Source organism: Pseudodesulfovibrio profundus (assembly GCF_900217235.1).
GTDB lineage: Bacteria > Desulfobacterota > Desulfovibrionia > Desulfovibrionales > Desulfovibrionaceae > Pseudodesulfovibrio > Pseudodesulfovibrio profundus.
In genome coordinates, this window is sequence record NZ_LT907975.1 from 3663465 (window position 1) to 3687960 (window position 24496).

A 24496-nucleotide genomic window follows, 5' to 3' on the forward strand; every position below is an offset into this window, starting at 1 on the left:
CTATCCTTTGCCCCGAGTTCCGGTTTTACCGGGTTTGGCGTTTTTCTCGATAAAATCGATGATCTTGCCCGAAAGGCTTTTGCCGGTGACGGTTTCGATGCCTTCCAGACCGGGTGAGGAGTTGACCTCCATGACCACCGGACCGTGGTTGGTTCTGAGCAGGTCGACGCCACAGACATTCAGGCCCATGATCTTTGCAGCGCGCACGGCAGTGGATCGCTCTTCGGGAGTGATCTTGATGGTGGACGCGCTGCCACCACGGTGGAGGTTGGAGCGAAATTCGCCCGGAGCCGCCTGACGCTGCATGGAAGCGACCACCTTGCCGCCGATGACGAGGCAGCGAATGTCGCGGCCCTTTGCATCCTTGATGTATTCCTGAACCAGAATGTTCGCCTTCACGCCCTGGAACGCCTCGATGACACTTTTGGCAGCCTGATTGTTCTCAGCCAGCACCACGCCAATACCCTGGGTTCCTTCCAGCAGCTTGACCACGAGCGGTGCGCCACCGACCATCTCGATGAGGTCGTCGGTGAACTTGGTGGAGTTGGCAAAGCCGGTCACGGGCAGGCCGATCCCCTTGCGGGACAGCAGTTGCAGGGAGCGCAACTTGTCACGGGAGCGGGTGATGGCAACCGATTCGTTGAGGCAGTACGTTCCCATCATTTCAAACTGACGGACAACAGCGGTTCCGTAAAAAGTAATGGATGCGCCGATTCGCGGGATCACGGCATCAACATCCGACAAATCTTCCCCTTTGTAATGGATGGTCGGGTGGTGGGACGCGATATTCATGTAGCAGCGAAGCGGGTTGATAACCTGCATATCGTGTCCGGCGGCTTTGCCTGCTTCTACCAGTGCGTTGGTGGAGTACAGGGAACGTTTTCGAGAGAGAATTGCTATTTTCATTTTACTAAAAGGGGTGGGTAAAAGGTTGCTGAACTGTATTTGCCTGCCTGATAGGAAAGTTGCGGGTCGACAATCAGTCGTCCCTTCATGGCCGATCGACCAAGCAACATGCGAAATTTCATCTGGTCACGGTTTGTCAGTGTCAAATCCATCATCCATTTTCGTCCGCCGATCTCCAGTGCGGTCTGAATCACAAAACGCTTCTGGGTATGCCCTCCGGAGTTTTTCACCTTTCGCCTGTCAATGAGGGGTGCTTCGCAGTGGTAGGAGATGTCGTCCCGTTGCTGGATCGGGTGAATATCGAAGCGGACAAAACGCTCCCCATCCCGATTAAATGGTTCGATGTTGAACGCATGGATGGCGGAGGTTGCGGCGCCGGTGTCGATCTTCACTTTGATCCCCGGAACAGCAAAATCGGGCAGCGAGACCCATTCCCGCCACCCGATGATCATTTTCGGTTGCTTGTGAGCTTTCATTGAACAAAATCCTATGAAGTATTTGAAGCGCGACCCGTCACGGTAGCGTCGCTGCCGTAAGACCGGTTTTCAGTTTGAGGCGATGCTGTCGGCATCAGGGACAAGCCCGGCCTACCAGTCATCGTCTTCCTCGTAATCAATGTCATCTTCCAGTTTGAAGTTGCGGACCTTGATCCGTATCGATTTATTCGTTTCGGTGATGACGCCCTCTGCCGTGATCCATCGGTCAATATGATTGACCAGTGTATCGGCCTGGTCATTTTTTTCAATGATGAATTCCTCATCCCCATCAACAAGAAGGATGAGAGAGGAGACCCTTTCATTGTCCCACTCCGAGGGAAGGATCTGTCCGTAAACAGTGTCTTCATAGATATCAATGGGCATCGTTGCTCCGGTCGTTACTGTTGTTGTTCTTCTTTGCCGTCGGTGTCGATATCGAAGCGGTAAACGACATCTCCGGCACTTGGGATAAACTGTTTGTGGAAACGGGTTTCCTGGGTGAAACCATTGGCCTCGTAAAAAAGCCGGGCATTCTCGAAGGAACGCCCTCCGCCGGTTTCAAGAAAAATTCCTTTGCCACCTGCCACTGTTATCTGACGGATCATCTCCGAGAGGAGAGCTGAACCGATGCCCAAGCGTTGGCAGGCGGGGTCTACGGCGATTCCGTATAATTCATAATATCCGTCCCAGCGATCAATGGGACCGAAACAGATGAATCCCGCTGTCCTATTTTCCCCGGTTGTGCTGTACGTGGCCTTGAGAAAAATGTGGGGTTCATTGCCGTCGCTGTACGCACTGTCCCATGCCATGTCTTCAGTCGACATCATGAGATCGGATGCGAACAGGCCGCTTGATGCCGCCATGTCCAGCAGGGTGTCGACATCATCCGGCGTGATGCCTGAATGAATGCTGACTTCGATGATTTCGTTGAACCGGGGTTCTTCTTTAATGGTGATGTCCATTATGGTTTTCTCGTGTAAGAGGGGTGACTGGTTAGCGTGTCCACTTCATAGAGGCGGTCAAACACTTGCCCTTGTGATCGTATTGTTCTGCCCCGGGCGGAAAGCGAGCACGTCAAACTGCTTCTTTTCGCCGACAAGGTCTTCTTCGGGATATTCACTCGCCACAATTCGTATGGTCTCAACATCAATGATCAGTTCGTCATCGGATACGTGCAGCGTACCGATAGCCTCGCAGATCTTTCCTTCCAATTGGTAGTTGTCCACGCCAAGGAGCACATAGTCCTGAGCTCCATCATTGATGATCAGATTGTGTCCGGAGCTGACCACCAGCCCCCTGATGGACACAGGTCTCCCTTCCGGCTCCCCGGCGTGGACAGGCAGTACACATGTTGTCAGGAGCACTGCTATGCACGCGAAAGTTCTCAGGGTTTTCATATCGTTCTACTCCTCTCCGTCATTGATTGGAGTATAGCTTTCCAGGAGGATGGATTCCGAGTTGTCTGATTTGCTGATGACACCTGTAAAGAGAGCCTCTCTTTGAGACATGTCCTTCAGGTTCGGAAAACTCTCCAGGTTCTCAACCTTGATTTCTCTTTCGTCGTGGCAGGCAACGAGAATGCCGGTCACTTCAAACCGGTCATCCCACTGTGCAGGCACAACCATTCCGCGAATGGTCTGCTTGTGTGTATCTTTATGCTGTGTGTGTTTCATGTGCTTCTCGACTGATGTAGTCGCAAGCCCATGAGCATGGAGTGTGCCAAATGTGCATCATGTTGAAATGTATAGAGTATTTTGCAGCAGGCATAAAACGAATAGGAACTTAAAGTTCCTATTCATGAGGTTGAGTGGGGGTGTTAGCGTGTTTGAAGGGTTGGATACAGTCGTAATCTGAAGACTTACCTGTTTTATATACAATATTTTCAGGGTGTTGCGTGTAGCTAGGAACTTTCAGTTCTTTGTGTGTCAAAAAAGGGAACTTTCAGTTCTTGTTTATGAAGTCGCTACGGTGTAGTTGATGTCGGTTCATCAATTTATTGAGCTGACGGGTGGTTATTCCCGCTTTTTGTGCAGCATTCTTGATGATGCCCTGGCACTGATCCAGCAGACTGGAGAGGTACTGCTTTTCAAACTTGTCGATGGTGATCTGGCGTGCTTCCTTAAGTGGCAGGTCGGTTTTGACCGGTGCGGTCACCACTTCGCCCTGTGTGTCGATAAGGTCGGGCGGGAAACTGTCGGGCTGAAGAACCTCGCCTGTTTCCAGAATGCAGGCTCGTTCGATGACGTTTTCCAGTTCCCGAACGTTGCCCGGCCAGTCGTATCCCTTAAAAATATTCAGGACGTGCGGGTGTATCCCTTTGATCTCCGTATTCAATTGCCCATTGAATTGACGGATGAATTCTTCGGAGAGTCGCGGCAGGTCTTCCTGTCGTTCCCTGAGCGCCGGGATGCGAATTGGGAAGACATTGAGTCGATAAAACAAATCACGCCGGAACTTTCCTTCCTCACAAAGCTGTCCCATGTCTTCATTGGTCGCCGCGATGATGCGTACATCAACGGGGATATCGTTCTCGCCGCCGACGCGCTGAAGGATGCGCTCCTGAATGATGTTGAGCAGCTTGACCTGAACTGACTGGCTGACCGTGCCGATTTCGTCCAGAAAGATGGTTCCGCCGTGGGCCAGTTCGAATTTGCCCAGCTTGCGACGAATAGCGCCGGTGAATGATCCTTTTTCATGACCAAAGAGTTCGCTCTCCACCAGCGTGTCGGGAATTGCGCCACAATGAACGCTGATGAATGGCTTGTTCCTGCGGTTGCTGTGGGCGTGGATGAGTTTGGCGATAAGGCTTTTGCCTGTCCCGGTTTCTCCTGTCAGCAGAACGGTCGTGCGCGTGCTTGCCACCTGCCGTATCTTGGCAAAGGCGTCGTGCATGGCCTTGCTGCGGGTGTCGACATATTTCAATGAATCCTCATCCCAAAACTGATCACGGAGGTAGTTCAGTTCCGAGTGGAGCACGTTCGACTTGCGCACCCTGTCGACGATAAGGTCGAGTTCTTCTTTTTGAATGGGGTGAGTGAGATAGCCGAATGCCCCGGCATTGACCGCGTCCACGGCGTCCGTGGTGTGTTCTTCGTCGGCCATCACGATAATGGCGGCGGAAGGGAAGTGTGACCACATCTCTTTAAGCGCCATGTTTACGGGCGTATTGTTGCTCAGTAGCGACTCGACATCGACAAACAGCGTGTCCACTTCCCGGTCATTTTCCGGGATGGATGATTCAAAGGTGGTTCGGGCCGAAATTTCCTCATTTCGGTCGAGCAGATCGCCGATGCGCTTGGAGTGATTTCCGTCGCGGGTGATGACAAGCATTTTTCTCATTATGTCGTGACTCCTCCTGTCCTTGTAAAACCAAGTTTGCAAAGGGACAATAAAAAAAGCTGCCAGCCGGAAGTGCGCGGTTTGTGAAGAGGGGGAAGTCGATGGCTGCGGGTATGACAAAGCCCCTGCGAACAAAGGTTCACAGGGGCTTGATTGGTACTATGATTGACCAGGAATGGGGCAGGCTAGTTGTGGCAGCCCGGTTATCAGCTTTGCTGAATCTCTTCCCAGAGCAGGTCCATGATCTGTGATTTGACCGCAGAGAATTCCGGCGTGACGGTGGCCTTGTGGTCTCTGGGGCGGGGGATGGTGATGGGGATCTTCGCCTTGATGCGCCCGGGGCGGCTGGACATGATGTAGACATTGTCTGCCAGCAGAATCGCTTCATCGATGTCGTGGGTGATGAAGAGAATGGTGGTCTTCTCTTTTCTCCACACATCAAGCAGCAGTTCCTGCAGCAGAATCCGTGTCTGTGCATCCAGTGCGCCGAAAGGCTCATCCATCAGCAGCATGACCGGGCTGTTAGCCAGGACGCGGGCAATGGCCACGCGCTGCTTCATGCCGCCGGAAAGCTCCTTGGGCAGGGCGTTCTCAAAATCTTCCAGCCCGACAAGGCCGATATACTTGCGGGCTATTTCCGCCCGCTCGGCAGCAGGTACCCCCTTGAGGCGCAGGCCGAATTCGACATTCTTGCGAACCGTCAGCCAGGGGAAGAGCGTGTAGGACTGGAAGACCATGCCGCGATCCGCTCCCGGGGTGTCGATGTCATTGCCTTCGAGGGCTGCGACGCCGGTGGTCTTCTGCTCCAGTCCGGCCACGATATTGAGCAGGGTGGATTTGCCGCACCCGCTGGGGCCGACTATGACGGCCAGTTCACCGCGATTGACCTCAAGATTAATGTCTTCCAGGGCGATGACCGGTCCCTTGTTGGAATCGAACGTCTTTCCCAGTTCGTTGATGGCGAGCATGCTCATTACTTTTCACTCCAGGGAGTGATGATGCGTGCGAGCACCTTGAACAGATAATCCGTGAGCAGGCCCAGTAAACCGATGATGATCAGGCCCGCGAAAATACGGTCAATGGCCAGAAAACGCTGGGCACGCAGGATCATGAAACCAAGCCCCGAGTTGGCAGCCACCAGTTCGGCCACCACGAGATAGGTCCAGGCCCACCCCACGGTGATGCGCAGGTCATCCATGATGCCCGGTAGTGCGCCGGGGAAAAGGACAAGGCGGTATGTCTGCATCCGTGACGCGCCAAGGGTGGCGGCGGCACGGCTCAGGTCGCCGGGAACGGCTGAAACGCTGTCCGAGACCATCAGCACCAACTGAAAAAAGGTGCCGAGAAAGATGATGGCGAATTTCTGGCTGTCGCCAATCCCGAGATAGAGCAGGGTCAGCGGTACAAGCGCAACCACAGGCAGGTAACGGGCAAACTCCATGAGCGGCGAAAGGATGGAAGCCGCACGTTTTGATGTGGCGATGAGCATCCCGAGCGGGACCCCGACGATGGCGGCCAGCGACCAGCCGACCATGACGCGGTAGATGCTGTCCCATGTATACGAAAAGAGGATGCCCTCATTATACATTTCGCCAAAGGCAAGGAACACCTTGTGTGGTGCGGGGAGGAACAGCGGTTTGACCATGCCCGAGTAGGCGGCCATGGACCAGACGGCAAAAACAGCGGACAGGGACGCGATTGCAAGCCTCGTCCCGGTCCGGAATATCAGCATAGGCTGCTTCATGTTACTTGGCGTTCACGTATTCAGGGGTGATCAGGGCGTCGAGGTCAACATCCTTGGTGATGATACCCTTGGACTTCCAGAAGGTGATGGCGCGATCAGCCACTTCGTAGATGTTGTTTTCCTTGGTCTTGTCGAAGAAAACCTTGTTTTCCTCAGCGCCAATGAAGGTGACGCCAGCGGCCATGTCAGCCATTTCCTGTGTCTTGAGGTGCATGGCTTTTGCCATGATGGCGTTGCCCTTGTCCGGGTTCTGCTCGTACCAGGCGATGGCCTTGTTCCAGCATTTGGTCATCTTGGCCGGAACTTCGGGGTGTGCCTTCACGTAGTCGGCGTTGAGCACGAAGACGTCAACAATGGTCTTGGGCATTTCCTTGGAAGAGATGAGGACGTGACCACCGTCGCGCTGGCCGGCGTTGGTCAGCCACGGTTCCCAGGTCACGGCAGCGTCGATGCGACCGGCTACAAAAGCGGCACCGGCATCGGAAGCACCCATTTCCATGATGTTGATGTCAGATTCTTCCACGCCGTACTTGTTCAGGATGGACAGGAAAAAGAAGTAGGAAGTGGAGGATTTGTCCAGCCCGACGGTCTTGCCCTTGAGGTCGGCAACGGTCTTGATCTCGGCGGAGGAAACAACGCCGTCGCCGCCGGAGGACTCGTCCATGCCGAAGATGACGACTTCGTCGGTACCCTTGGCGTAGTGGATGACCTCGCGGTCAAGCACGTTGCCGAGGCCGTCGATGTTGCCGGAGGCCAGAGCCGCGGCGTACTGGGATTCATCCTCGATGATCATGATGTCCACATCAAGACCTTCTTCATCGAAGTAGCCGAGGTCCTTGGCAATATACAGCGGACCATAGCCGACCCATGTTGCATGGGCCACTTTGACCGGCGTTCCGGCAATGGCGTTGGATGCAAACAGCAGAACCGCGCAGAGGCTCAGTAAAATACGTTTCATGTCTCTCTCTCAATCAGTAAAAGTACAATTAAAAAGCGGCGCAAGCAGTGCTTGCACCATACTTTTGCCATCACTGCAATGTGTTGAACGGAATGGGGTAAATAAGACGGTTTCAGGCTAAAATCAATGTTTTTAACAGGATCTGAAAGCCTCTATAGGCAGAGAGGGCGGCGCTTGGAGGTCGTCCGGCCTTCGAGAGCGGGTCAGGTGTCTGTGTAACGGAAAGTCGTTACTTGTTCATCGGGAATGAGTTGCTGTAACGGTATCTCGTTGTGCTTTGCTTGATGCTTTTTGTTTTATGTATTTAATACAGTGACTTATCGTTTATTTGTTTTTGGCATATCTCTTGCCATTCTGATGCCTTTGCCGAGGCAAACAGGGAGGCGGAAGCGCTCTCCGTGTAGCCGGTCAATGATCATAACCAGAAGGATACTCAGCATGAAAAGAGAAACATATGCACCAACCTGTGGAACCTGTGACCCTGCTGCGGGTGGAGTACAGCAGAACCCCGATGCCGGGCCGAGGGCATCCTCTGTTTTCGGTCAAAAGGAAATCCACTGCGAAGTCTGTTCGCTCGGGCCTTGTACTATTACTGATGAAAAAACACGTGGGACCTGTGGGGCCAATGCCGATCTCGTGGTAGCCCGAAATATCCTTCGTGCTGCGGCCATGGATGCGGCAGACCACGGCGCTCGTGTCGGGCGATCCATGCTGGCGCTGAAACAAGCTGCTGATAACGAAATCAGCCTGCCTGTTGCTGGCTCGAAACCAGTCAGCGCCATGGCTACCGAATTCGGCTTTCCTATTAAGGAGCAAAGTCTGGAGACTCTTGCCGGACAAGTCGCCGATACCCTTTTCGAGGACATGAACCGCGTTGTGTCGACTCCCCACAAGGTGATCGATGCCGCCGCGTCGCCCGAGCGTCGATTGACATGGTTCAACCGGGACCTGCTCCCAGTGGGGTTGCCACACGAGGTTTTTGAAGCCCTGCACCAGCCCACGGTCGGTACGCAGGATGAGTGGCGCATGACGGTGGATCGGCTCATGCGACTCGGTATTGCCTTTTCCGTTGATGCTCTGATGGGCGGTTCCATTGCTCGGGACGCCCTTTACGACAAGCCGAAAAAGATAGTTGCCAAAGCCAATCTGAGTGCGCTTGATGGGGGAGCGGTGAATATCGCGATTCATGACGTATCCCCGGAATTACTCGATTGTCTCGTGCAGGCTGCCCGTTCCGAGGAATTCCGCAAGTCAGCGGAGCAGGTTGGAGCGACAGGGATTCGCTTGTATGGAGTTTGCCCCTCCGACTTGTCGTTGGAAAACGAAAATTGCGGGCTGATACCTCTTTGCAATGTCAGCGGTTCAGAAGTGGCGTTGTCCACAGGTGCGCTTGATTTGTGGTTGGCCGATAGCCGGTTGGTGCTCCCCGGAATCATGAACGTTGCCGATTGTCACAAGACGGTCGTCGCTACCGTTGGCGAGAAAGAGGGTATGGCAGGCGCCGAGCATTTCGGGGGCAATGATACTTCCGTTGAGATGGATGATCTGGCAGGGATGATTGTTTCGCGAGCTATCGAGAGCTTTGCCGGTCGACGGGATGTCAGGCGTGATGAAGAGCTGAACGAAGTCGTCGCAACTCTCGGGATCAGCCTGGATGCTCTTGATGCCCATTACGGCTGTCTGGAACGCGTTGCTTCGGCCCTTATCAACGGGCAAATCAAAGGTGTTGTCATCCTTGCAGGGTGTACGAATACCTCGGGTGCCGATGAAAAAACGTTGCTGAATGCCGTTGATTTGCTCCTGGAAAATGATATCCTTGTCTTTGCCAGTGGATGCGCGGCAATGCCGTTGGTGAAGTCCGGGCGTTGCAGTAAAAAGGCGCTCGACCGGTGTGGTGACAAGTTGCAGATGTTTCTCAAGGGCGAGCTGCCTCCGGTGTGGCATTTCGGTGAATGTGTCGATAATGCCAACGCCCTGCATGTCTTCAGAGAGATCGCCAAATATGCCGGTAATGCAATGAAGGACCTGCCTTTTGCGTACCTTTCGCCGGAGTGGTCTGGTGACAAGGGAGTGGTGGTGCCTCTTGCGTATCGCATGTCGGGTTTTGATTCCTATCATTGCGCTTCGGATCCGATATCAGGCTCCGAAGCGGTTCGACAGTTTGTCTGCGAAGGCGCTCGGGAGCTGGTTGGTTCAAGCATGAAATGGGACTCTGATCCCCAAGCAGTGGCTGAGATGATCATTGCCGACTTTGCGCAGGTGCGGTCTGATCGTTGCTGGAGATAGTATTCGTTAAGCCATACCGCGTTAATAAAAAAGAAGGCGGCCCGCGAATCTCGCGGGCCGCCTCTTGTTGTGTGACAGGGGATGAGGGGCTGGTTTTATAAGAAGGGTGATGTGTTTAAAGCAAGTGGCTGCGGCTTAGGGCAACTGGTTCGCTATTGTTTCTTGAAGATGATCAGCGGACAGTTTTTGCAGATATCTGCGCCGGGGAAGCCGTCGCCGGGGCGGGTGATGGAGCTGCTGGCAGCTTCGATGCGGTCCATGAGTCGCTGGAAGGTCGCTTTGAACTTGCTGCCCGGGATGATGACGTTGATCTCGCCGCGTTCGGTCTTGCCCGCGTTGTAGCTGCCGGAGCAGGCCGGAAGCATGTTGAATTCCTGCTCGATGAAGGTGAAGACGTTACCGCCGCATGCCGATGAATTCATCGTGATATTCGGACGCAACGGGTGGGTGTCGGTGGCGGCCATGTAGTCGACGGCCAGGTGATACGCCTGCATGTTGTCACAGTAGAAATGGATGGTGTCCGGCTGGAACAGGCCGTCGATGGAACCCAGCGGAGCCACTGCTATGCCGAGCAAGCCTTCCCAAAGCTGGTGCTTGGATTTGACGAACCGTTCGGCCTGATCAAGGTCCTGAACGTACTTTGCGTGTCCCTTGATCTCGGCATCGTCCTGCCCTTTCCAGCCAAAGCTGTACTTGGCGTTGGCACACCCCAGTCCTTTGATGTCCGAGTAGACGATCTGGCCCTGCATGCGCGCACCCAGTTCCCACTGACAGAAGGTCATGGGCTTGAGCGGTGTGTGGATTTCCGGGGCATCTTCCTGGAAGGAGGCCAGTTCTTCTTCATTGTAGAAAAACTTGACGGCTACCGGGTAGTGGTAAAGCCGAAGCTCCTTCATCAGTACGTCTTGCATTTCTTTATAGTTCAACGTGTTGTCTCCTTGGCTTGTTCACTCCCGCAGTACGAATCGGTGAGCCCAAGGTGATTGATGGCGTGAAAGCAAGCTCAGCCGACCTGCGGGAGTGAACCTTTGGAATGGAATACTCACTATGAGTGGTAGGCATTGAGCAAAGTGCATGCCTTGGGTGCTTATGCAGCGCATAAAACAACAAGGTCAACGGTAGATTTGTCTTAACTGTCTTGAATGATGTGTTTTTATTGGTTGGCAAAATGCTGGCCCGACTGTGTTCCTGTGGTTGGGATGGCTTGATACGCAGTTGTAAGAGGGTTTGTCTAACTGTTTTTAACGAAATGCCGTTGTGAGTATGACTGTTTTCCGTTGCAGCACGAAATTCCGGTGTTGATACGTTGATGGAATATATTATTAGCCTTTAAAATCAGTTGATTAACAAGTTTCAATGGCTGGCACGGCGATTGCCTTTGTTTACTCGATGTGTGCGATTAACAGTACCTTTTCACTCAACCGGAGCCGCGGCTGCCGTCATTGGTGTTGTGATAGTAAAACGTTTCGTTTACTCTCACGACATGTCGGCCGAGCGCACATTTCATTTTAGCAATATGGAAATCCAATCACTGCTTTTGGAGATGGGTGAACAGCGCTCGACCTCTTCCCTCTTTCGCCTCATCGTTGACCGTCTTTCCAGCTTTGAAGAAGTCTCCCTTGCCCGGATATGGCTCATCAAGGAAGGGGATATCTGCTCGTCATGTCTCATGGCCGAGGAGTGTCCCAGCAGGGAACTTTGCCTGCATCTGGTGGCCAGCGCAGGAAGTCCGGTGCACGACTCAGCCGACTGGGGTCGAATAGACGGCACCTTTCAGCGCTTTCCCATGGGCGTGCGCAAGGTGGGACATATTGCGGCCACGGGACTGCCTGTTGTGGTGGAGTCCATTCCTGACGATTCCAAATGGATTGCTCATCCCGAGTGGGCCAGAAAGGAAGGGATCAATGGTTTTGCCGGGCAGCCCATCCAGTTCCACGGCGAAATCCTTGGCGTGCTGGCCGTCTTCACCAAGACCCGTATTGAAAAGCCTGCCCTGGATATCCTGAACATCATCGCTAATCATACGGCCACCGCACTGGTCAATGCCCGGGCTTTCGAGCAGATCGAGGATCTCAAAAAACAGCTGGAAGCCGAAAATACCTACCTTCGCGAGGAGCTGGTTCAGGCCAGTTCTTACGGCGGGTTCATCGGTCGCAGCCTTGCCTTGCAGCGAATCATTCAGCAGATCGATCTGGTGGCACCCACCGATGCCAACGTCCTTGTTCAGGGCGAGTCGGGAACCGGTAAGGAAGTCGTGGCCCGTGAACTGCATCAGCGCAGCAACCGCAGTGACAATGCGCTGGTCAAGGTCAACTGCGCCTCGGTCCCCAAAGAGCTGTTTGCCAGCGAATTTTTCGGGCACGTCAAAGGGGCGTTCACCGGTGCCCACGCCAACAGGGTAGGCAAGTTCGGGACAGCCAATAAAGGGACGCTCTTTCTTGATGAAGTGGGTGAAATCCCCTTGGAACTCCAGGCGCAACTCCTTCGCGTCCTTCAGGAAGGAGAGTATGAGCGCATCGGTGAGGAAAAGGTTCGCAAGGTGGATGTACGCATCATTGCCGCCACTAATCGGGATCTGCAAAAGGAAGTGGAGGCCGGTCGATTCCGTGAAGACCTCTACTTCCGCTTGAATGTGTTTCCGATCACGGTTCCACCGCTTCGGGCCAGACGCGAAGATATTGCGCCCCTTGCCGAGCACTTTCTCAAGCGGTCCCTGCAAGCCATGCATCGTCCCGCATTGAAATTCCGTCCTGAGCAGTTGCAGCAGTTGCATGGCTATGACTGGCCGGGCAATGTGCGTGAATTGCAGAATGTGGTTGAGCGCTTCGCCATTTCATCCATTGCCGGAGCGCGTCACGTGGATTTGCTCAACGACTTGGGTGATGAGGTTACGCCATCTCCAGCCTCTCTTGATTGCGTGGATTCCGATTCGGTTTTGACCGAAGAGGAAATGATCCGGTTGCAGGTGCGCAATATCGAGAAGGCACTGGAACGCTGCAATGGCAAAATCTACGGGCCGGATGGTGCCGCCAACCTCCTTGGAATCAAGCCGACCACCTTGTCGACCCGTATCAGCAAGCTGAACATCCGAAAAAAACGGTAGGCTGCGTCTTTTTTTCTCTGGTTGCGCCGTTGATTTCTCTCTAAGTCTCCTGGACTGCATCAACAGTCTTGTCTTTCCTTAGCCATTCTCCATTGATTTGTGAAAATTCCCTCCTGAGGGGTGGACAAATTCCATCATGGGTGTGAAGGCTGCGGTGGTTCGTTTGTCGAAGTGAAAATGGAACACCGGCATGTGGTGCTTCTTTGAAGCTGCATTGCTTTCTGGAACAGAAAAGGATTGAACGGCATGAGGTTAGGAGAAAAAGTAAGAAGAAAGTTGGAAATGCCACTCTGGCAAACCGTATTGAGAGTGGGGACACAACAGATCATGATCGCGTTGGGGGCAGGGCTCTCTGCGTTTGCCTATGTGCTGTTTCAGTTGCCCTACAATCTGGCGGCTGGCGGTATATCAGGTCTTGGCGTCATCGTGAATTTCTACACCCAATTTCCGCCGGGTCTGTTTTACCTTCTGGCTAATATCCCGCTCTTCATTTTGGGCTTTTATACCCTTGGTCGATGGTCGTTCGTCTTTTCCTCGGCGCTCGCCGTCATTTTCTTTTCCATCGCCACGGAATTCTTCACCTACAATATGCCGGTGGTGCTGGGGGATTTCCCCATTACGGAAAACACGTTGCTCGCAACCATTTTCGCCGGTCTGCTGTACGGTGTGGGAATCGGTATTCTCTACCGATATGGTGGAACTATCGGCGGTACATCCATCCCGGCGCGTATTATCTATAATAAAACAGGCTTCCCCATGTCGCAGTCGTGTCTGTTCACGGACCTGCTGATCATTGTACTGGCCGGATTCGTGTTCAGTTGGGAGAACGCACTGCTGGCGTTCCTGGCCCTGTTGCTTTCGGGCATGGCATCGGATTTTGTTCTGGAGGGATCGAGCCAGCGTCGCAGCCTGATGATAGTGACCACCTCGCCGGAAGCCATCAAGTACGCCATGATGAACGAACTGCGAACCGGCGTGACCACCTGGAATGTGGAAGGCGGGTTCTCGGGAACGGAAAAGACCATGCTCTACTGTTCGCTTCTGCGCTCGCGAATCTATGATGCGAAACAGATCATTTATACGCTCGACCCAAAAGCCTTTCTTGTGGTGGGAATCTGTCAGCAGACCTGGGGTGGGTACACGCCGCCCAAATAGGTTCCATCCTGTCAGGGTATGAACCTGCTGTTTTCCTCGGAATGCAACTGGTACACCCACCAACCCCAACATATGGGTAACGCAATACCTTCAAAGAAGAAGCCCCTCGCAGATAGCACGCTGCGAGGGGCTTTGAAACTCCGATGCCATGTGTCGCGAGGTCCGGTGCGACGGCATACGGAGGTGTTCTATCAATCTGTTCGGAATCCTCGCTGGTTGCCTGTTGTTGAACAAGGCGAATCCCAACAAGCATCGAGAGCGTGGTGCCTCGGTGATTCCTGCCATGTTTCAGCGAACATTCGGAGCAGATTGTGAAGCGGGTAGGATAAACCCGGAGCGGGGGAGGTGCCCGCCCCGGGTGTTTGTGTGCTTGAGCACTATTGGATCATGTGTTTGACCTGGCCGAATCCGTATCGGGCCTGCTGGTGGCAGACCACGCCCTCACGAAGAGATCGGAAGCCTGCGGATCAGCTGTTTTGACAATCATCGGCATCGGTCCTTTCTTCCCTAGTACAACCCGGTGGGGTGACAGGAGGAGGTGGCGCAACCGGTCAGGTCCTTGTCGCCTTCGAATTCTTCGAGGTGACAGGAGAGACAGGAGGTTTGTTCAGCGCCTTTCACATGCATCGCACGGAAGTAGGACAACTTGCCCTGAGCGTCCGGGTTCACATCGGTGTGACAGTTGGAACAGGACTCGGGTTCGTCGGCCACTTCGTTTTTGTGGTGACAGGTGAAGCAGTCAATGTATTCGTGACTGGAGTGATTGAAAATGACTCCGAGGTTACGATCACTTTTTCCTGCGATATAGTTGATCTCAAGATCGTCTTCCGGGGCATCGATCGATGCGACCAGTTCGTTTTGAGCAAAGGCCAATACTGCGGTAAAACAAACACACAGCAAAGACAGGATGAATATTTTTTTCATTATATTTCCTTAGAGTATGTAAGTTTACGCTTTCGCCTTGGAGCCGAACCGACCGGCGAGCAGGTTGCGTCGGTTGACGCCGCTCTTGCCCTGTGCGGTTCTTACCATCTTGCTTCCGTCCACCGATGCGAGCAGATTGCCGTTGTAGTCTTCAGGCTGTGCGGTGCACAGGTAGATGACACGAACGGACTCGGGGTCTGCCAGGTACGCATCAGGGTTGGTCTTCTGCACTTCCTTCAGACGCTTCTCAGCAAGGGCGATCATGTCTTCACGATTGCCGAAGTTCATGGTGCCGGAGGGGCAGCTCTGAACACAGGCGGGAAGACGACCGGACTGCACGCGATCCAGGCACATGTCGCACTTGGACCACTGGCCGGTTTTCTCGTCCATGCGGGGTACGTTGTACGGGCACAACTCTTCACTGGTGACGGTGTCACCGATGGCTGTCGTGCGGCTGGTCATGACAACAGCGCCTGTCTGTGCGTCCTGCTCGACACCCTGGTCGCTGTACATGTTACCGATGTACTTGCAGGGCGGTTCGATGCAGTGGCGGCACTGCTCCGGGAAGAAGTTCCACTGGAGCTTGCCATTGGCATCGTGCGCTTCATGGAAGCGGACAAGGCGGATTGTCTGGAAGGACAGGTCCTGCGGGTTCTGGTGGGAGCCGACATTGCGTGTCTTTTCGGCAGGGAGGTTTTTCCACTGCTTACAGGCTACCTGACAACCGCGGCAGGCGGTACAAAGGGACAAATCAACAAAGAAGCTTTTACCACTCATTATTTATCCCCTTCCTTCCACTTGCGTACGTTGACCATGAACGCCTTGTATTCGGGAATACCGGTGTTCGGGTCACCAACGTTGGGTGTTACAATGTTTGCGGAATCGCCACCGTCCACAGGCATAACCCAGCCGTAGTGCCAGGGCATACCGACCATGTGAACGTCGTTGCCGTTGATCTTGTACGGCTGAATACGTTCGGTGACCATTGCGATGGCCCACAGGGAACCACGGACACTTTCGACAGTGACTTTCTCACCGTTCTCAATGCCGCGAAGCTCTGCAAGTTGCGGGCTGATCTCGACAAACATCTGCGGCTCGGTTTCCACCAGCCAGCTGCACCAGCGGGTCATGGAACCGGTCTGCCAGTGTTCGGTGACACGGTATGTCGTGCCGACGAACGGGTAGCGCGGATCACAGACGGCTTTTTCTTCGTCTTTCACCTGAACCGCTGTCGGGTTGTGAAGCGTTTTGGAGAACGGGTGTTCCTTGATGGGGCACTCGAGCGGCTCATAGTACTCAGGCAGCGGACCATCAGCGCGACCAGGGCCATAAAGCTGACCGAAGCCGTGTTTGCGCATGATGAACGGATGCTTGGTGCCGGGAGCCCAGCCACCATCGGGAACGTCGCCTTCCCACTTCTCGCCGTTCCACTTGATGACAGTGCGTTCCGGATCCCAGGGCTTGCCCTGCATATCAACGGAAGCTCTGTTGTAGAGGATGCGGCGGTTGACAGGCCAGCACCAGGTCCATTTCGGGAACAGACCGATCTTCTCCTGCAGCGGAGTCTGGCTTGAGTTGTGACGCTGGGACTTGTTCTCGGTATCGCTCACCGAGTTACAATAGAGCCAGTTACCGGAGAGTGTGGAACCATCGTCCTGAAGGTAGGCGAAGCTCGGGACCTGCTGTCCCTTCTTGAACTGCTTTCCTTTGACGACAGTGTCCTTGGTGAACCAGCCGTTACAGAGCCTTGCGGTCTTCTCGGCGCTGAACTCCATGTGTCCATGACCATTGTCTTCACACATGTTCTCGAAGCTCAAACGGGTGATCGGATCGGGGTAGGCGCCGCCTTCCTTTTTGTAAAGGTGGGTCATCTCTTCCCACAGTTCGTGGAACATGTGACCATCGGTGAGCACGCCGTCTTTTGGTTCGGGACCGGCATAACGCCACTGCATCCAGCGACCGGAGTTGGAAACGGAGCCGTCTTTTTCGATTGCGGTTGCGCACGGAATGAAGAAGGTCTCGGTTTTCACTTTGCTCGGGTCCATGCCGGGACCTTTCCAGAAGCTCGAAGTCTCACAGTCGAAGACGTTGACGTTGACCATCCAGTCGAGCTCGCCAAGAGCCTTACGGGTCTTTTCAGAGTCAGAGCTGGAACAGGCCGGGTTCATGCCCCAGATCCACGCACCGGTGAAGCCGCCTTTGTACATGCGGTCGATGAGCGGAATCCAGGAGTATTCGCTTGCCTTGTGGTTTTCCAGTTTCGGAAGGTACTTGTAGGCATCCTGGGGATCGTCGTCAGAGTACATGGCCTTGAGCAGGCTGGCGGAATACTTGGGATAGTTCTGCCACCAGTTGGCACTCATCGGATCCTTGGTTACCGGCGCAAACTTCTGGTTGTACTGGTCAAGGGTGTCCAGTCCGGCAAGAGGGGTTGCGATGTAACCGGGGAGGATGTGGTACAGCAGGGCGTAGTCAGTGGAGCCCTGAACGTTACACTCGCCGCGCAGGGCGTTGACGCCACCACCGGCAATACCGATGTTACCCAGCATGAGCTGGATCATGGCCATGGCGCGGATGTTCTGCACACCAACGGAGTGCTGGGTCCAACCCATGGCGTACATGATGGTACCGGCTTTCTTGGCGGTGCCTGTGGCAGTGTACGTGTCGTAGAGGTAAGTCAGGTCTTCGTGAGAAATACCCGACATGTTGGATACTTTATCCAGAGAGTAGCGCTCGAAGTGTTTTTTCACGATCTGGAAAACACAACGGGGGTCCTTCAGGGTTTCATCCTTTTTGGGTATGCCGTTTTCGTCATACTCAAATGCCCACTTCGACTTGTCGTAGGAAGCGGTTTTCGAATCAAAACCGGAGAAGAGGCCATCCTTGAATTCGTAATCCTCACCAACGATGAAAGAGGCGTTGGTGTAATCACGCATGTATTCGAGGAAGTAGCGCTCATTATCAATAATATATTTGATCATACCACCGAGAACGGCGATATCGGAACCAGAACGAAGCGCAATGTGCTTGTCGGAACGTGCGGAAGTACGGGTGTACCGCGGATCAACGTGAATGATCTTTCCGCCCTTGGCCTGCGCTTTCAAAGCCCATTTGAAGGAAATGGGGTGGTTTTCGGCAGCATTACTGCCCATTATCAAAATACAATCACTGTTCTGCAAATCGTTCCAGTGATTGGTCATCGCACCGCGTCCGAACGACTCTCCCAGAGCCGCAACAGTTGCACTGTGTCAGATACGGGCCTGATGTTCGAGGTATACGATACCCTGGGCACGCATAAATGCATGCATTGCGTAACATTCTTCATTGTCGAGCGCAGCAGAGCCGAGGGAGGCTACACCCATGTTACGGTTAACGACCTGGCCTTTGTCGTTCTTTTCTACGAAAGCTTTATCGCGGGATTTTTTAGCGAGCTTGGCGATGCGTTTTTTACACCAGTCCCAGCTTTTTTCTTCCCATTCACCGGAGTAGGGTGCGCGGTACAGGCATTTGCCGTTGCGCAGGTTGTTCTCGGTCATCTGGATGGAGCTTGCGCCCTTGGCACAGAGAGAACCTTCATTGATGGGGTGATCGGGGTTGCCTTCCACGTTGATGGCTCGTTTGGTCTGGAGGGAGGTAGTGACTACCAGTCCGCAACCAACCGAGCAGTATGCGCAAACTGAAGTAGTTTCCTTACTCCAGTCAGGTTTCATCTGAGCAATTTTTGTGACCGCTGTTTTCTTGCAACCCATGCCGAGGCCGGTGAAGGCCACGCCAAGCGCTGTTGCAGAAGACAGCTTTACAAAGTCACGACGATTCAATCTCATTCCTAAATCCTTGATTAGTAATTATCGTCCACGAATCTCACAGCCGAGCACTGTAAGGAGCCTGTAACCAGAGAGCGCCACAGGGGGCTCATGAAGGGTTCTGCCATCGCAAAAAGAAACTGGAGTCCAAGTGATGACTTGAACCTCCAGCGCTTTGGCATACTCTTCACACGCCTCAAGAGACACCCCCAGCCCTCCAAAAGGAAGATTGGCCGTGCTCCGCGCTGTAAAAGGTTGTCCATTGAGTGCCATACGCACCTCCATTTCCATTACTTTTTGTACTTCATGCACAAAGGCTCCATGGAATAGAGGGTAAGCATGATCGTGGCAAAAGAAATGATGTTACTCATGGTTCTACACTACATTTTATTATGCCTAATTTGGCGAGATAGCGGTGTTATTTCGTGGGCAAGCGAAAGGTTACAAGGCTGATCCTCCAGTGATGATTATCCACCCATCAGGTGGAGCTGAATAGTAGCTGCAGATTTTGGTGGGTCATGATTCAAGTGCGTCTTTTGGATCGATGTGGTATTGCCGCATCCGCTGAAACGAGAAAGGCGTCAGCACATAAAAAGGCATTGAATTTGCTAATGCCACCGAAGATTGTAAATCATATACAGGAGTATCATTGATGGAAAATATGGAATCCGAAGTTATGAATGTGATGCCGGTAAAACGGAAAGACGGCACCTACGCCGTGCGGTTGTGTCTGCATCAGGGCTTGTTCAACCGCGCTGCCATGCAGACTGTGCAGGAGGTCATGGATACATTTGGCCTGACCGATCTTCGCGTGACCACAGGACAGCGCCTCAACCTGGAAGGCGTGCCAGCCGACAAGATTGACTCCGTGCTGGAATCACTGGGCAATCAGGTTGAAAAGTGTCCTCCCGGCATCTCTGTTTGCGCAGGCGGAGCCCTTTGCAAGTACGGCAAGCAGGAGACTCGCGAGATTACGGACCGTTTGCTGGCCGTGCTCAAGAGCAACGCCCCGTATCCTTTCAAGGTCAAGAGCGGTGTTTCCGGCTGTGCCATGGCCTGCGGATTGAGCTTCGTGCGTGACCTCGGCCTGGTTGGCGGAGCCAAGGGATGGACCGTGCTCTACGGCGGTTCTGCACGGCATCGCGCTGCACCGGGACTGACCCTTGCAAAGGGCGCGAGCGCAGACGAAGCGCTGGACCTCATTGAGAAGGGGCTGGCGTACTACAAGGAGAACGGAAAGAAGGGCGAGCGACTTGGCATGATGGTCCGTCGTCTTGGCAGTGAAGCCGTTCTGGATGCGTTGACCTAAATCCGAATACGAACGCGTTGAAAATGAAAAGCCCCCGGACAGTCTCTGTCCGGGGGCTTTTGTTTGCAGGGGGGATGGAATTAATCGCCGATGAACATCAACGAGATTTCCGGGATGTAGGTAACTGCCAGCAGGACCATGATCATCAGTGCGAGGATCGGCAGGATCTGCTTGGAGACATGCTCAAGCTTCACCTTGGCGACACTTGATGCCACGAACAGGTTGACGCCGACAGGAGGCGTGGCAAAGCCGATAGCAAGGTTGACGACCATGATGATACCGAAGTGGACAGGATCCACGCCGACCTTGGTCACGATGGGCAGCAGGATCGGCACGAGAATGACAATGGCGGCAAGGGCCTCCATGAACGTACCGATGATGAGCAGCAGGACGTTGATGAGCAGCAGGATGACGATCTTGCTCTCGGTCACGCCAAGGATGAAGGAGGCGATTTTGGCCGGAACCTGCTCGACGGTCATGACGTAGCCGAACACTGTGGCCATGGCCATAAGGATGATGACGATGGCTGAGGTGGTGCAGACTTCCATGAAGGAGTCGACAATGTTGCTCATGTTCAGCCCTTTGTAGACGAAGAGGCCGACGATCAGTCCGTAGAAAGCAGCCACGGCAGCAGCTTCGGTGGGAGTCATGAGACCACCGTAGATACCGCCGAGGACGATGACCGGGACCATCAGCGCGAGCTTGGCATCCCAGAGGGCCTTGGAGATGGAAGCGACAGAACGTTCCTTTGCTTCACCCATCCATCCTTTTTTCTTGGAGTACCAGTAGCTGAAAGCCATCAGGACAAGACCGGTGATCATGCCCGGAATGATACCGGCGATGAACAGCTTGCCGATGGAGCTTTGTGAAGCGACACCGTAGATGACGAACGGGTTGGAGGGCGGAATCATAACGCCGATGGCACCGGCAGCAGCGACAATGGCGCAGGCAAAGAACTTGTCGTAGCCGCGCTCGATCATGGCCGGAATGGTCAGGGAACCGATCGCTGCAACGGTCGCCGGGCCTGAGCCGGAAATGGCCGCGAAGAACATGCAGGTTGCGATGGTTGCCAGGGCCATGCCGCCGGGCAGGGGGCCGAGCAGTTCGTCGGCCAGATTCAGCAGACGGGTGGACAGACCGCCCGATCCCATGAAGATACCCGCGGCAATGAAGAACGGGATCGCCATGATCGGGAAGGAGTCGATAGAGGTGAAGGATACCTGAGCGATATAATCAACAGGCAGCGTTCCCGACCCGACAAGCGTTACCAGAGAGGCAAGGCCGAGGCTGATGCCGATGGGCACGCCGATGATCAGGAAGAGAGCGAAGTAGCCGAACAGGATGGTGGTTGAGGCGATGTCGATCCCAAGAAGAACAGGAGTGAAGATCGCTGCAGTGATGGCTGTGGCGATGGCAAAGCTCTTGATACCGGCGGTCTGCACCTCTTTCCAGATATCCTGAATCAAACGAATGCTCATGAGACCGAACCCGATGGGCAGGATCATGTACGGGAGATAATAGGGAATCTGGAGGGCCGGAGCGATCTGCGGGAATTGAATCTGGAAACTAACCAGATCGGTTCCCATGAAAAGAACCACAAGGCCGAGGACCAGATAGCAGAGATCATTGACGATCCAGAACGTGGGCTTCCAGTGTTCGGGGAGCCGGTCATAGACGAAGTCGACGCGGATATTCTCGCGGCGTTTAATGGCGATTGAGGCGGCGAGGTACGATATCCATATGAAGATGAACCGGGCCAGTTCTTCGGTCCAGACTGCGGAGCCGGCGCCGTCGGTAAATTGCGTGATGACGTAGCGGTAAAAGGTCTGGAAGGTGATGATCAGGATGATGGAGAGCAGCCCGATAAAGAGGAAGGGCTTTTCAATATTTTCATCGATCCAGGCTATGATGCCCGTTTTCGGGGTGTCTTCGGCCACATGGGTCGGTGGTATTACTTGTTCCATGGGTACTATTCCTTATGTCGTTTGAGAAGTCAGACTACTGCTGGATTTCCTGAATCATGGTGAAAAGTTCGGAGGGGATTCTGTCAGCAAACAGATCCCAGACAGGGCGGGTCCTGGCCTTGTACTCGGCCAGCTCATCAGGGGTGAGCTTGTGGACCTTGATGCCCTGGTCGATGAACTTCTGCTCCGCCTTCCTTTCAAGAGAAGCGGTGATGGATCGCTGGTAGGTCAATGCCTCTTCAGCGGATTCATTGATGATCTTCTTGGCGTTGTCAGGAAGATCGTGCCAGTAGTCCTTATTGACCATAAGGATGTGCATTGAATAGTTATGGCGTGAATCAACCGCATAACGGATGACTTCGTCGTGCTTGGAGTCCGAGAGAAGGGAGAAGGTGTTGCCTTCGCCATCGACCGTGCCCTGCTGCATGGCGGTGTAGGTCTCGCCCCATGCAATGGGGGTTGGGCTCATGCTGAGCGCTTTGGCGACCTCGATCTCGACCGGGGAGGCGGTGACGCGGACCTTGAGCTTCTTGAGGGTGTCGGCTGTGGAGATGGGCTGTCCGGTGGTCACGAAGTTCCGGTATCCGTATTCGCTGAACATGATCGGTCTGAGGTTGATCTCTTCGCCAAGACGGTCAAAGAATTCACCCAGGGAACCATTGTCCAACGCATCGTAAATCTTTTTCTGATGCTTGATGTCCGTGATGTAGGGCAGATCGAAGATCATGAAATAGGGTGAGAAGTTGGCCATGTTGGGTGAGGAACTAGAGGCCATCTCAAGGGAACCGCGCTGAACGGATTCCATGGCTACGCGGTCGCTGCCCAGCATGCTGCTGCCGTACACCTCGACCTTGATGGTGCCGTTGGATTTCTCGTTCACCAGTTCTGCAAATTTTTCATAGCCGAGCGTGACGTTGTTGCCCGGAGCCATGGGGTGCGCCAGACGGATTTTGATGATGCCGTCATCGTTCTGTGCTCCCAGCTTGCATCCTGCGACAAGTAGCAGGAGTAAGACGAGAAAGAACGCCTGTTTGATAATTTTACTTGTAAACACCATTCCCCCAGAAAGGATAAGTTGCTGAAAAAACATTGAAAAAACCATAGCCTTGTATGTTTTCAGCAAATGATGTGCCAGTTGGTTTTTTTTATGCAATCAGGAAAAATAAACCTGACTAAAACAGTCAGCAATGGTGGAGTGTGGAGAGCTGTCGTGTAAAAGATCAGTAATACCAGTATGTAAAGTGATCTTGTCGCCCGTTTTGAGGAGAAGTGATTGCTGCTGAAGGGATTGCTTATCAAGCTATGCTCTGTGTTGCAAACATGCAGTTGTCAGGATGCTTTTTTGCATCCATTCACCCAACATGCCGTAATGGCATATCAATTTTGGCGATGCAGAACTGCAACGCGTTGCGAAGTTGCATCGCCTGTTGGGGGAATTGTCTGTGAAAAAATTCATAAATGATCAGAAAAGTGTGATCCCATTCCGCTTTTGATGGCTGTCCAGCTTCATGGTCTTTGCGAGGGTAAGAAAAACGCCCTGACCGACTAATCGGGCAGGGCGCTGGGGATGGGCAATGATTGTAGGCCGGTGGACTGTAGGCCTGCTACAGGCCGAGAAGCTTGGCGGCGTTGCCGTACATGACCTTTTCGCGGACATCGTCCTCAAAGGGCAGGGCTGCGTACTTTTCGAGCTGTTCGCGGTAGTCGATGAACGGGTGGGCGCTGGCGAACATGACCTTGTCGCCGATGATGGTATTGGCCGCTTCGACATAGGTCGAACCCATGGGCCACAGTTCGTACTCGGAGAATTCGATGAATACGTTCTTGTTGCGCTGGGCCACGATAATCGCTTCGTTGACCCAGGGGTAACCGCCATGGCTCATGATGATTTTGAGCTCAGGGAAATCGCGGGCTACGAAATCAATGTAACGCGGTGCCACATGATCGATGATAGCACCGGGGACAAAGCTGGCTGTGCCGGTGGTGAAGATGATGGGAATATCCAGCTCACAGCACTTGGCATAGACCGGGTAGTACTTGGCATCATTGGGGTAAATCTTGGCGAGATACGGATCAACGGCTGCACCGTTGATGGTCTCGTTTTCGGTCACGGCCTGCTGCAGATCGCGGATGGCATCCATGCCTTTGTGCGGGTCGATTCCCCAGAATCCGACATAGGTCTCGGGCGCTTTGGTGCAGAAATCCAGGACAGCACCGTTACCGTTGGCCATGGAAGCATAGGTGGTTTCACAATCACGGCCTGTGATCACAGCCTTGACCACATTGTGCTTTTCAAGTCCTTCGAGAATTGTCTCGAACGGCTCGGGTTTCTGCTTGTGAAATTCAATGGCTTCACACAAATCCTTGAACATGGCGCTATTGGCGATACCGTTGATTACTTCGGGGGTATTGGGCCTGAATCGAAAGTCGATAACCTTCATTGAATGACTCCTTGTTGGTTTGAGTGCGTCGATACGCGGCCCTCACTAAGCAAGGTCCATACCACGCCTTTGAACAGGTGCGCCGAAC

Annotated in this window: 21 protein-coding genes; 4 read left to right on the forward strand and 17 right to left on the reverse strand. The window is 53.7% G+C overall.

What is annotated here, in order from left to right; all coding sequences use genetic code 11:
* From rimK to DPRO_RS17155, 10 genes are all read right to left on the reverse strand, one after another.
* Window positions 1–906, reverse strand: a complete 906-nt coding sequence (rimK, locus tag DPRO_RS17110) for a 30S ribosomal protein S6--L-glutamate ligase (RefSeq protein WP_097013162.1) — start codon at window positions 904–906, stop codon at window positions 1–3.
* Window positions 903–1358, reverse strand: a complete 456-nt coding sequence (locus DPRO_RS17115; RefSeq protein WP_097013795.1) for an ATP-dependent zinc protease family protein — start codon at window positions 1356–1358, stop codon at window positions 903–905. The genes rimK and DPRO_RS17115 overlap by 4 nt, the downstream gene beginning before the upstream one ends.
* A gap of 135 nt (window positions 1359–1493) precedes the next feature.
* A complete protein-coding gene (locus DPRO_RS17120; RefSeq protein ID WP_097013163.1) occupies window positions 1494–1766 on the reverse strand; it encodes a hypothetical protein in 273 nt (90 codons plus the stop codon).
* A 14-nt stretch (window positions 1767–1780) separates the two neighbouring features.
* Window positions 1781–2344, reverse strand: coding sequence for a GNAT family N-acetyltransferase (locus DPRO_RS17125; protein ID WP_097013164.1), 564 nt, complete (start codon window positions 2342–2344; stop codon window positions 1781–1783).
* Between the two features lie 57 nt (window positions 2345–2401).
* On the reverse strand, window positions 2402–2779 hold the full coding sequence (locus tag DPRO_RS17130) for a hypothetical protein (protein ID WP_097013165.1): 378 nt from the start codon (window positions 2777–2779) through the stop codon (window positions 2402–2404).
* A gap of 6 nt (window positions 2780–2785) precedes the next feature.
* Window positions 2786–3055, reverse strand: coding sequence for a hypothetical protein (locus tag DPRO_RS17135; RefSeq protein ID WP_097013166.1), 270 nt, complete (start codon window positions 3053–3055; stop codon window positions 2786–2788).
* 268 nt (window positions 3056–3323) lie between these two features.
* Entirely contained in the window at window positions 3324–4721 is a 1398-nt protein-coding gene (locus tag DPRO_RS17140) for a sigma-54 dependent transcriptional regulator (protein ID WP_097013167.1), read from the reverse strand.
* A gap of 206 nt (window positions 4722–4927) precedes the next feature.
* Window positions 4928–5695 (reverse strand): ABC transporter ATP-binding protein, encoded by a 768-nt coding sequence (locus DPRO_RS17145; RefSeq protein WP_097013168.1) that lies wholly within the window; start codon window positions 5693–5695, stop codon window positions 4928–4930.
* Window positions 5695–6453, reverse strand: a complete 759-nt coding sequence (locus tag DPRO_RS17150; RefSeq protein ID WP_232005635.1) for an ABC transporter permease — start codon at window positions 6451–6453, stop codon at window positions 5695–5697. The genes DPRO_RS17145 and DPRO_RS17150 overlap by 1 nt, the downstream gene beginning before the upstream one ends.
* A 13-nt stretch (window positions 6454–6466) precedes the next feature.
* Window positions 6467–7423 carry an ABC transporter substrate-binding protein gene (locus DPRO_RS17155; RefSeq protein WP_097013170.1) on the reverse strand — a complete coding sequence of 319 codons (957 nt, stop codon included), beginning with the start codon at window positions 7421–7423 and terminating at the stop codon, window positions 6467–6469.
* A 438-nt stretch (window positions 7424–7861) separates the two neighbouring features.
* Between DPRO_RS17155 and DPRO_RS17160 the strand changes: the two genes are divergently transcribed.
* Window positions 7862–9709: an anaerobic carbon-monoxide dehydrogenase catalytic subunit gene (locus DPRO_RS17160; protein WP_157917540.1), complete on the forward strand. Its 1848-nt coding sequence runs from the start codon at window positions 7862–7864 to the stop codon at window positions 9707–9709.
* A gap of 152 nt (window positions 9710–9861) precedes the next feature.
* Here DPRO_RS17160 and DPRO_RS17165 read toward each other — a convergent pair whose 3' ends face one another.
* The gene (locus DPRO_RS17165; protein WP_173806813.1) at window positions 9862–10635 is read right to left on the reverse strand and encodes a DUF169 domain-containing protein; all 774 of its coding nucleotides are present in this window, start codon (window positions 10633–10635) and stop codon (window positions 9862–9864) included.
* A gap of 590 nt (window positions 10636–11225) precedes the next feature.
* Here DPRO_RS17165 and DPRO_RS17170 point away from each other — a divergent pair.
* Both DPRO_RS17170 and DPRO_RS17175 read left to right on the forward strand, forming a co-directional pair.
* The gene (locus DPRO_RS17170) at window positions 11226–12812 is read left to right on the forward strand and encodes a sigma-54-dependent Fis family transcriptional regulator (RefSeq protein WP_097013172.1); all 1587 of its coding nucleotides are present in this window, start codon (window positions 11226–11228) and stop codon (window positions 12810–12812) included.
* 309 nt (window positions 12813–13121) lie between these two features.
* Complete coding sequence (locus tag DPRO_RS17175) at window positions 13122–13967, forward strand: YitT family protein (protein ID WP_232005636.1); 846 nt, start codon at window positions 13122–13124, stop codon at window positions 13965–13967.
* A 507-nt stretch (window positions 13968–14474) separates the two neighbouring features.
* Here the strand turns inward: DPRO_RS17175 and DPRO_RS17180 are convergent.
* From DPRO_RS17180 to fdnG, 3 genes are read right to left on the reverse strand one after another with little or no spacing between them, the layout of a single operon-like run.
* Window positions 14475–14891 carry a cytochrome c3 family protein gene (locus DPRO_RS17180; protein ID WP_097013174.1) on the reverse strand — a complete coding sequence of 139 codons (417 nt, stop codon included), beginning with the start codon at window positions 14889–14891 and terminating at the stop codon, window positions 14475–14477.
* A 24-nt stretch (window positions 14892–14915) separates the two neighbouring features.
* On the reverse strand, window positions 14916–15668 hold the full coding sequence (locus tag DPRO_RS17185) for a 4Fe-4S dicluster domain-containing protein (RefSeq protein WP_097013175.1): 753 nt from the start codon (window positions 15666–15668) through the stop codon (window positions 14916–14918).
* Window positions 15668–18715 carry a formate dehydrogenase-N subunit alpha gene (gene fdnG / locus DPRO_RS17190; protein WP_097013176.1) on the reverse strand — a complete coding sequence of 1016 codons (3048 nt, stop codon included), beginning with the start codon at window positions 18713–18715 and terminating at the stop codon, window positions 15668–15670. The genes DPRO_RS17185 and fdnG overlap by 1 nt, the downstream gene beginning before the upstream one ends.
* Window positions 18716–19346: 631 nt before the next feature.
* Here fdnG and DPRO_RS17200 point away from each other — a divergent pair.
* Complete coding sequence (locus DPRO_RS17200) at window positions 19347–20003, forward strand: nitrite/sulfite reductase domain-containing protein (RefSeq protein WP_097013178.1); 657 nt, start codon at window positions 19347–19349, stop codon at window positions 20001–20003.
* A gap of 80 nt (window positions 20004–20083) precedes the next feature.
* Here the strand turns inward: DPRO_RS17200 and DPRO_RS17205 are convergent, their stop codons facing one another.
* The 3 genes from DPRO_RS17205 to DPRO_RS17215 all read right to left on the reverse strand — a co-directional run bounded on the left by DPRO_RS17205 (window position 20084) and on the right by DPRO_RS17215 (window position 24408).
* The gene (locus DPRO_RS17205; RefSeq protein WP_097013179.1) at window positions 20084–21967 is read right to left on the reverse strand and encodes a TRAP transporter large permease; all 1884 of its coding nucleotides are present in this window, start codon (window positions 21965–21967) and stop codon (window positions 20084–20086) included.
* Window positions 21968–22001: 34 nt separating this feature from the next.
* A complete protein-coding gene (locus DPRO_RS17210) occupies window positions 22002–23057 on the reverse strand; it encodes a TRAP transporter substrate-binding protein (RefSeq protein WP_232005637.1) in 1056 nt (351 codons plus the stop codon).
* A 514-nt stretch (window positions 23058–23571) separates the two neighbouring features.
* Window positions 23572–24408: an amidohydrolase family protein gene (locus DPRO_RS17215; RefSeq protein WP_097013181.1), complete on the reverse strand. Its 837-nt coding sequence runs from the start codon at window positions 24406–24408 to the stop codon at window positions 23572–23574.
* Window positions 24409–24496: the final 88 nt, after the last annotated feature.

Coding starts and splice junctions, on each gene's coding strand:
- rimK (WP_097013162.1), bottom strand. CDS start 906: ATGAAAATAGCAATTCTCTCTCGAAAACGTTCCCTGTACTCCACCAAC.
- DPRO_RS17115 (WP_097013795.1), bottom strand. CDS start 1,358: ATGATCATCGGGTGGCGGGAATGGGTCTCGCTGCCCGATTTTGCTGTT.
- DPRO_RS17120 (WP_097013163.1), bottom strand. CDS start 1,766: ATGCCCATTGATATCTATGAAGACACTGTTTACGGACAGATCCTTCCC.
- DPRO_RS17125 (WP_097013164.1), bottom strand. CDS start 2,344: ATGGACATCACCATTAAAGAAGAACCCCGGTTCAACGAAATCATCGAA.
- DPRO_RS17130 (WP_097013165.1), bottom strand. CDS start 2,779: ATGAAAACCCTGAGAACTTTCGCGTGCATAGCAGTGCTCCTGACAACA.
- DPRO_RS17135 (WP_097013166.1), bottom strand. CDS start 3,055: ATGAAACACACACAGCATAAAGATACACACAAGCAGACCATTCGCGGA.
- DPRO_RS17140 (WP_097013167.1), bottom strand. CDS start 4,721: ATGAGAAAAATGCTTGTCATCACCCGCGACGGAAATCACTCCAAGCGC.
- DPRO_RS17145 (WP_097013168.1), bottom strand. CDS start 5,695: ATGAGCATGCTCGCCATCAACGAACTGGGAAAGACGTTCGATTCCAAC.
- DPRO_RS17150 (WP_232005635.1), bottom strand. CDS start 6,453: ATGCTGATATTCCGGACCGGGACGAGGCTTGCAATCGCGTCCCTGTCC.
- DPRO_RS17155 (WP_097013170.1), bottom strand. CDS start 7,423: ATGAAACGTATTTTACTGAGCCTCTGCGCGGTTCTGCTGTTTGCATCC.
- DPRO_RS17160 (WP_157917540.1), top strand. CDS start 7,862: ATGAAAAGAGAAACATATGCACCAACCTGTGGAACCTGTGACCCTGCT.
- DPRO_RS17170 (WP_097013172.1), top strand. CDS start 11,226: ATGGAAATCCAATCACTGCTTTTGGAGATGGGTGAACAGCGCTCGACC.
- DPRO_RS17180 (WP_097013174.1), bottom strand. CDS start 14,891: ATGAAAAAAATATTCATCCTGTCTTTGCTGTGTGTTTGTTTTACCGCA.
- DPRO_RS17185 (WP_097013175.1), bottom strand. CDS start 15,668: ATGAGTGGTAAAAGCTTCTTTGTTGATTTGTCCCTTTGTACCGCCTGC.
- DPRO_RS17200 (WP_097013178.1), top strand. CDS start 19,347: ATGGAAAATATGGAATCCGAAGTTATGAATGTGATGCCGGTAAAACGG.
- DPRO_RS17205 (WP_097013179.1), bottom strand. CDS start 21,967: ATGGAACAAGTAATACCACCGACCCATGTGGCCGAAGACACCCCGAAA.
- DPRO_RS17210 (WP_232005637.1), bottom strand. CDS start 23,057: ATGTTTTTTCAGCAACTTATCCTTTCTGGGGGAATGGTGTTTACAAGT.
- DPRO_RS17215 (WP_097013181.1), bottom strand. CDS start 24,408: ATGAAGGTTATCGACTTTCGATTCAGGCCCAATACCCCCGAAGTAATC.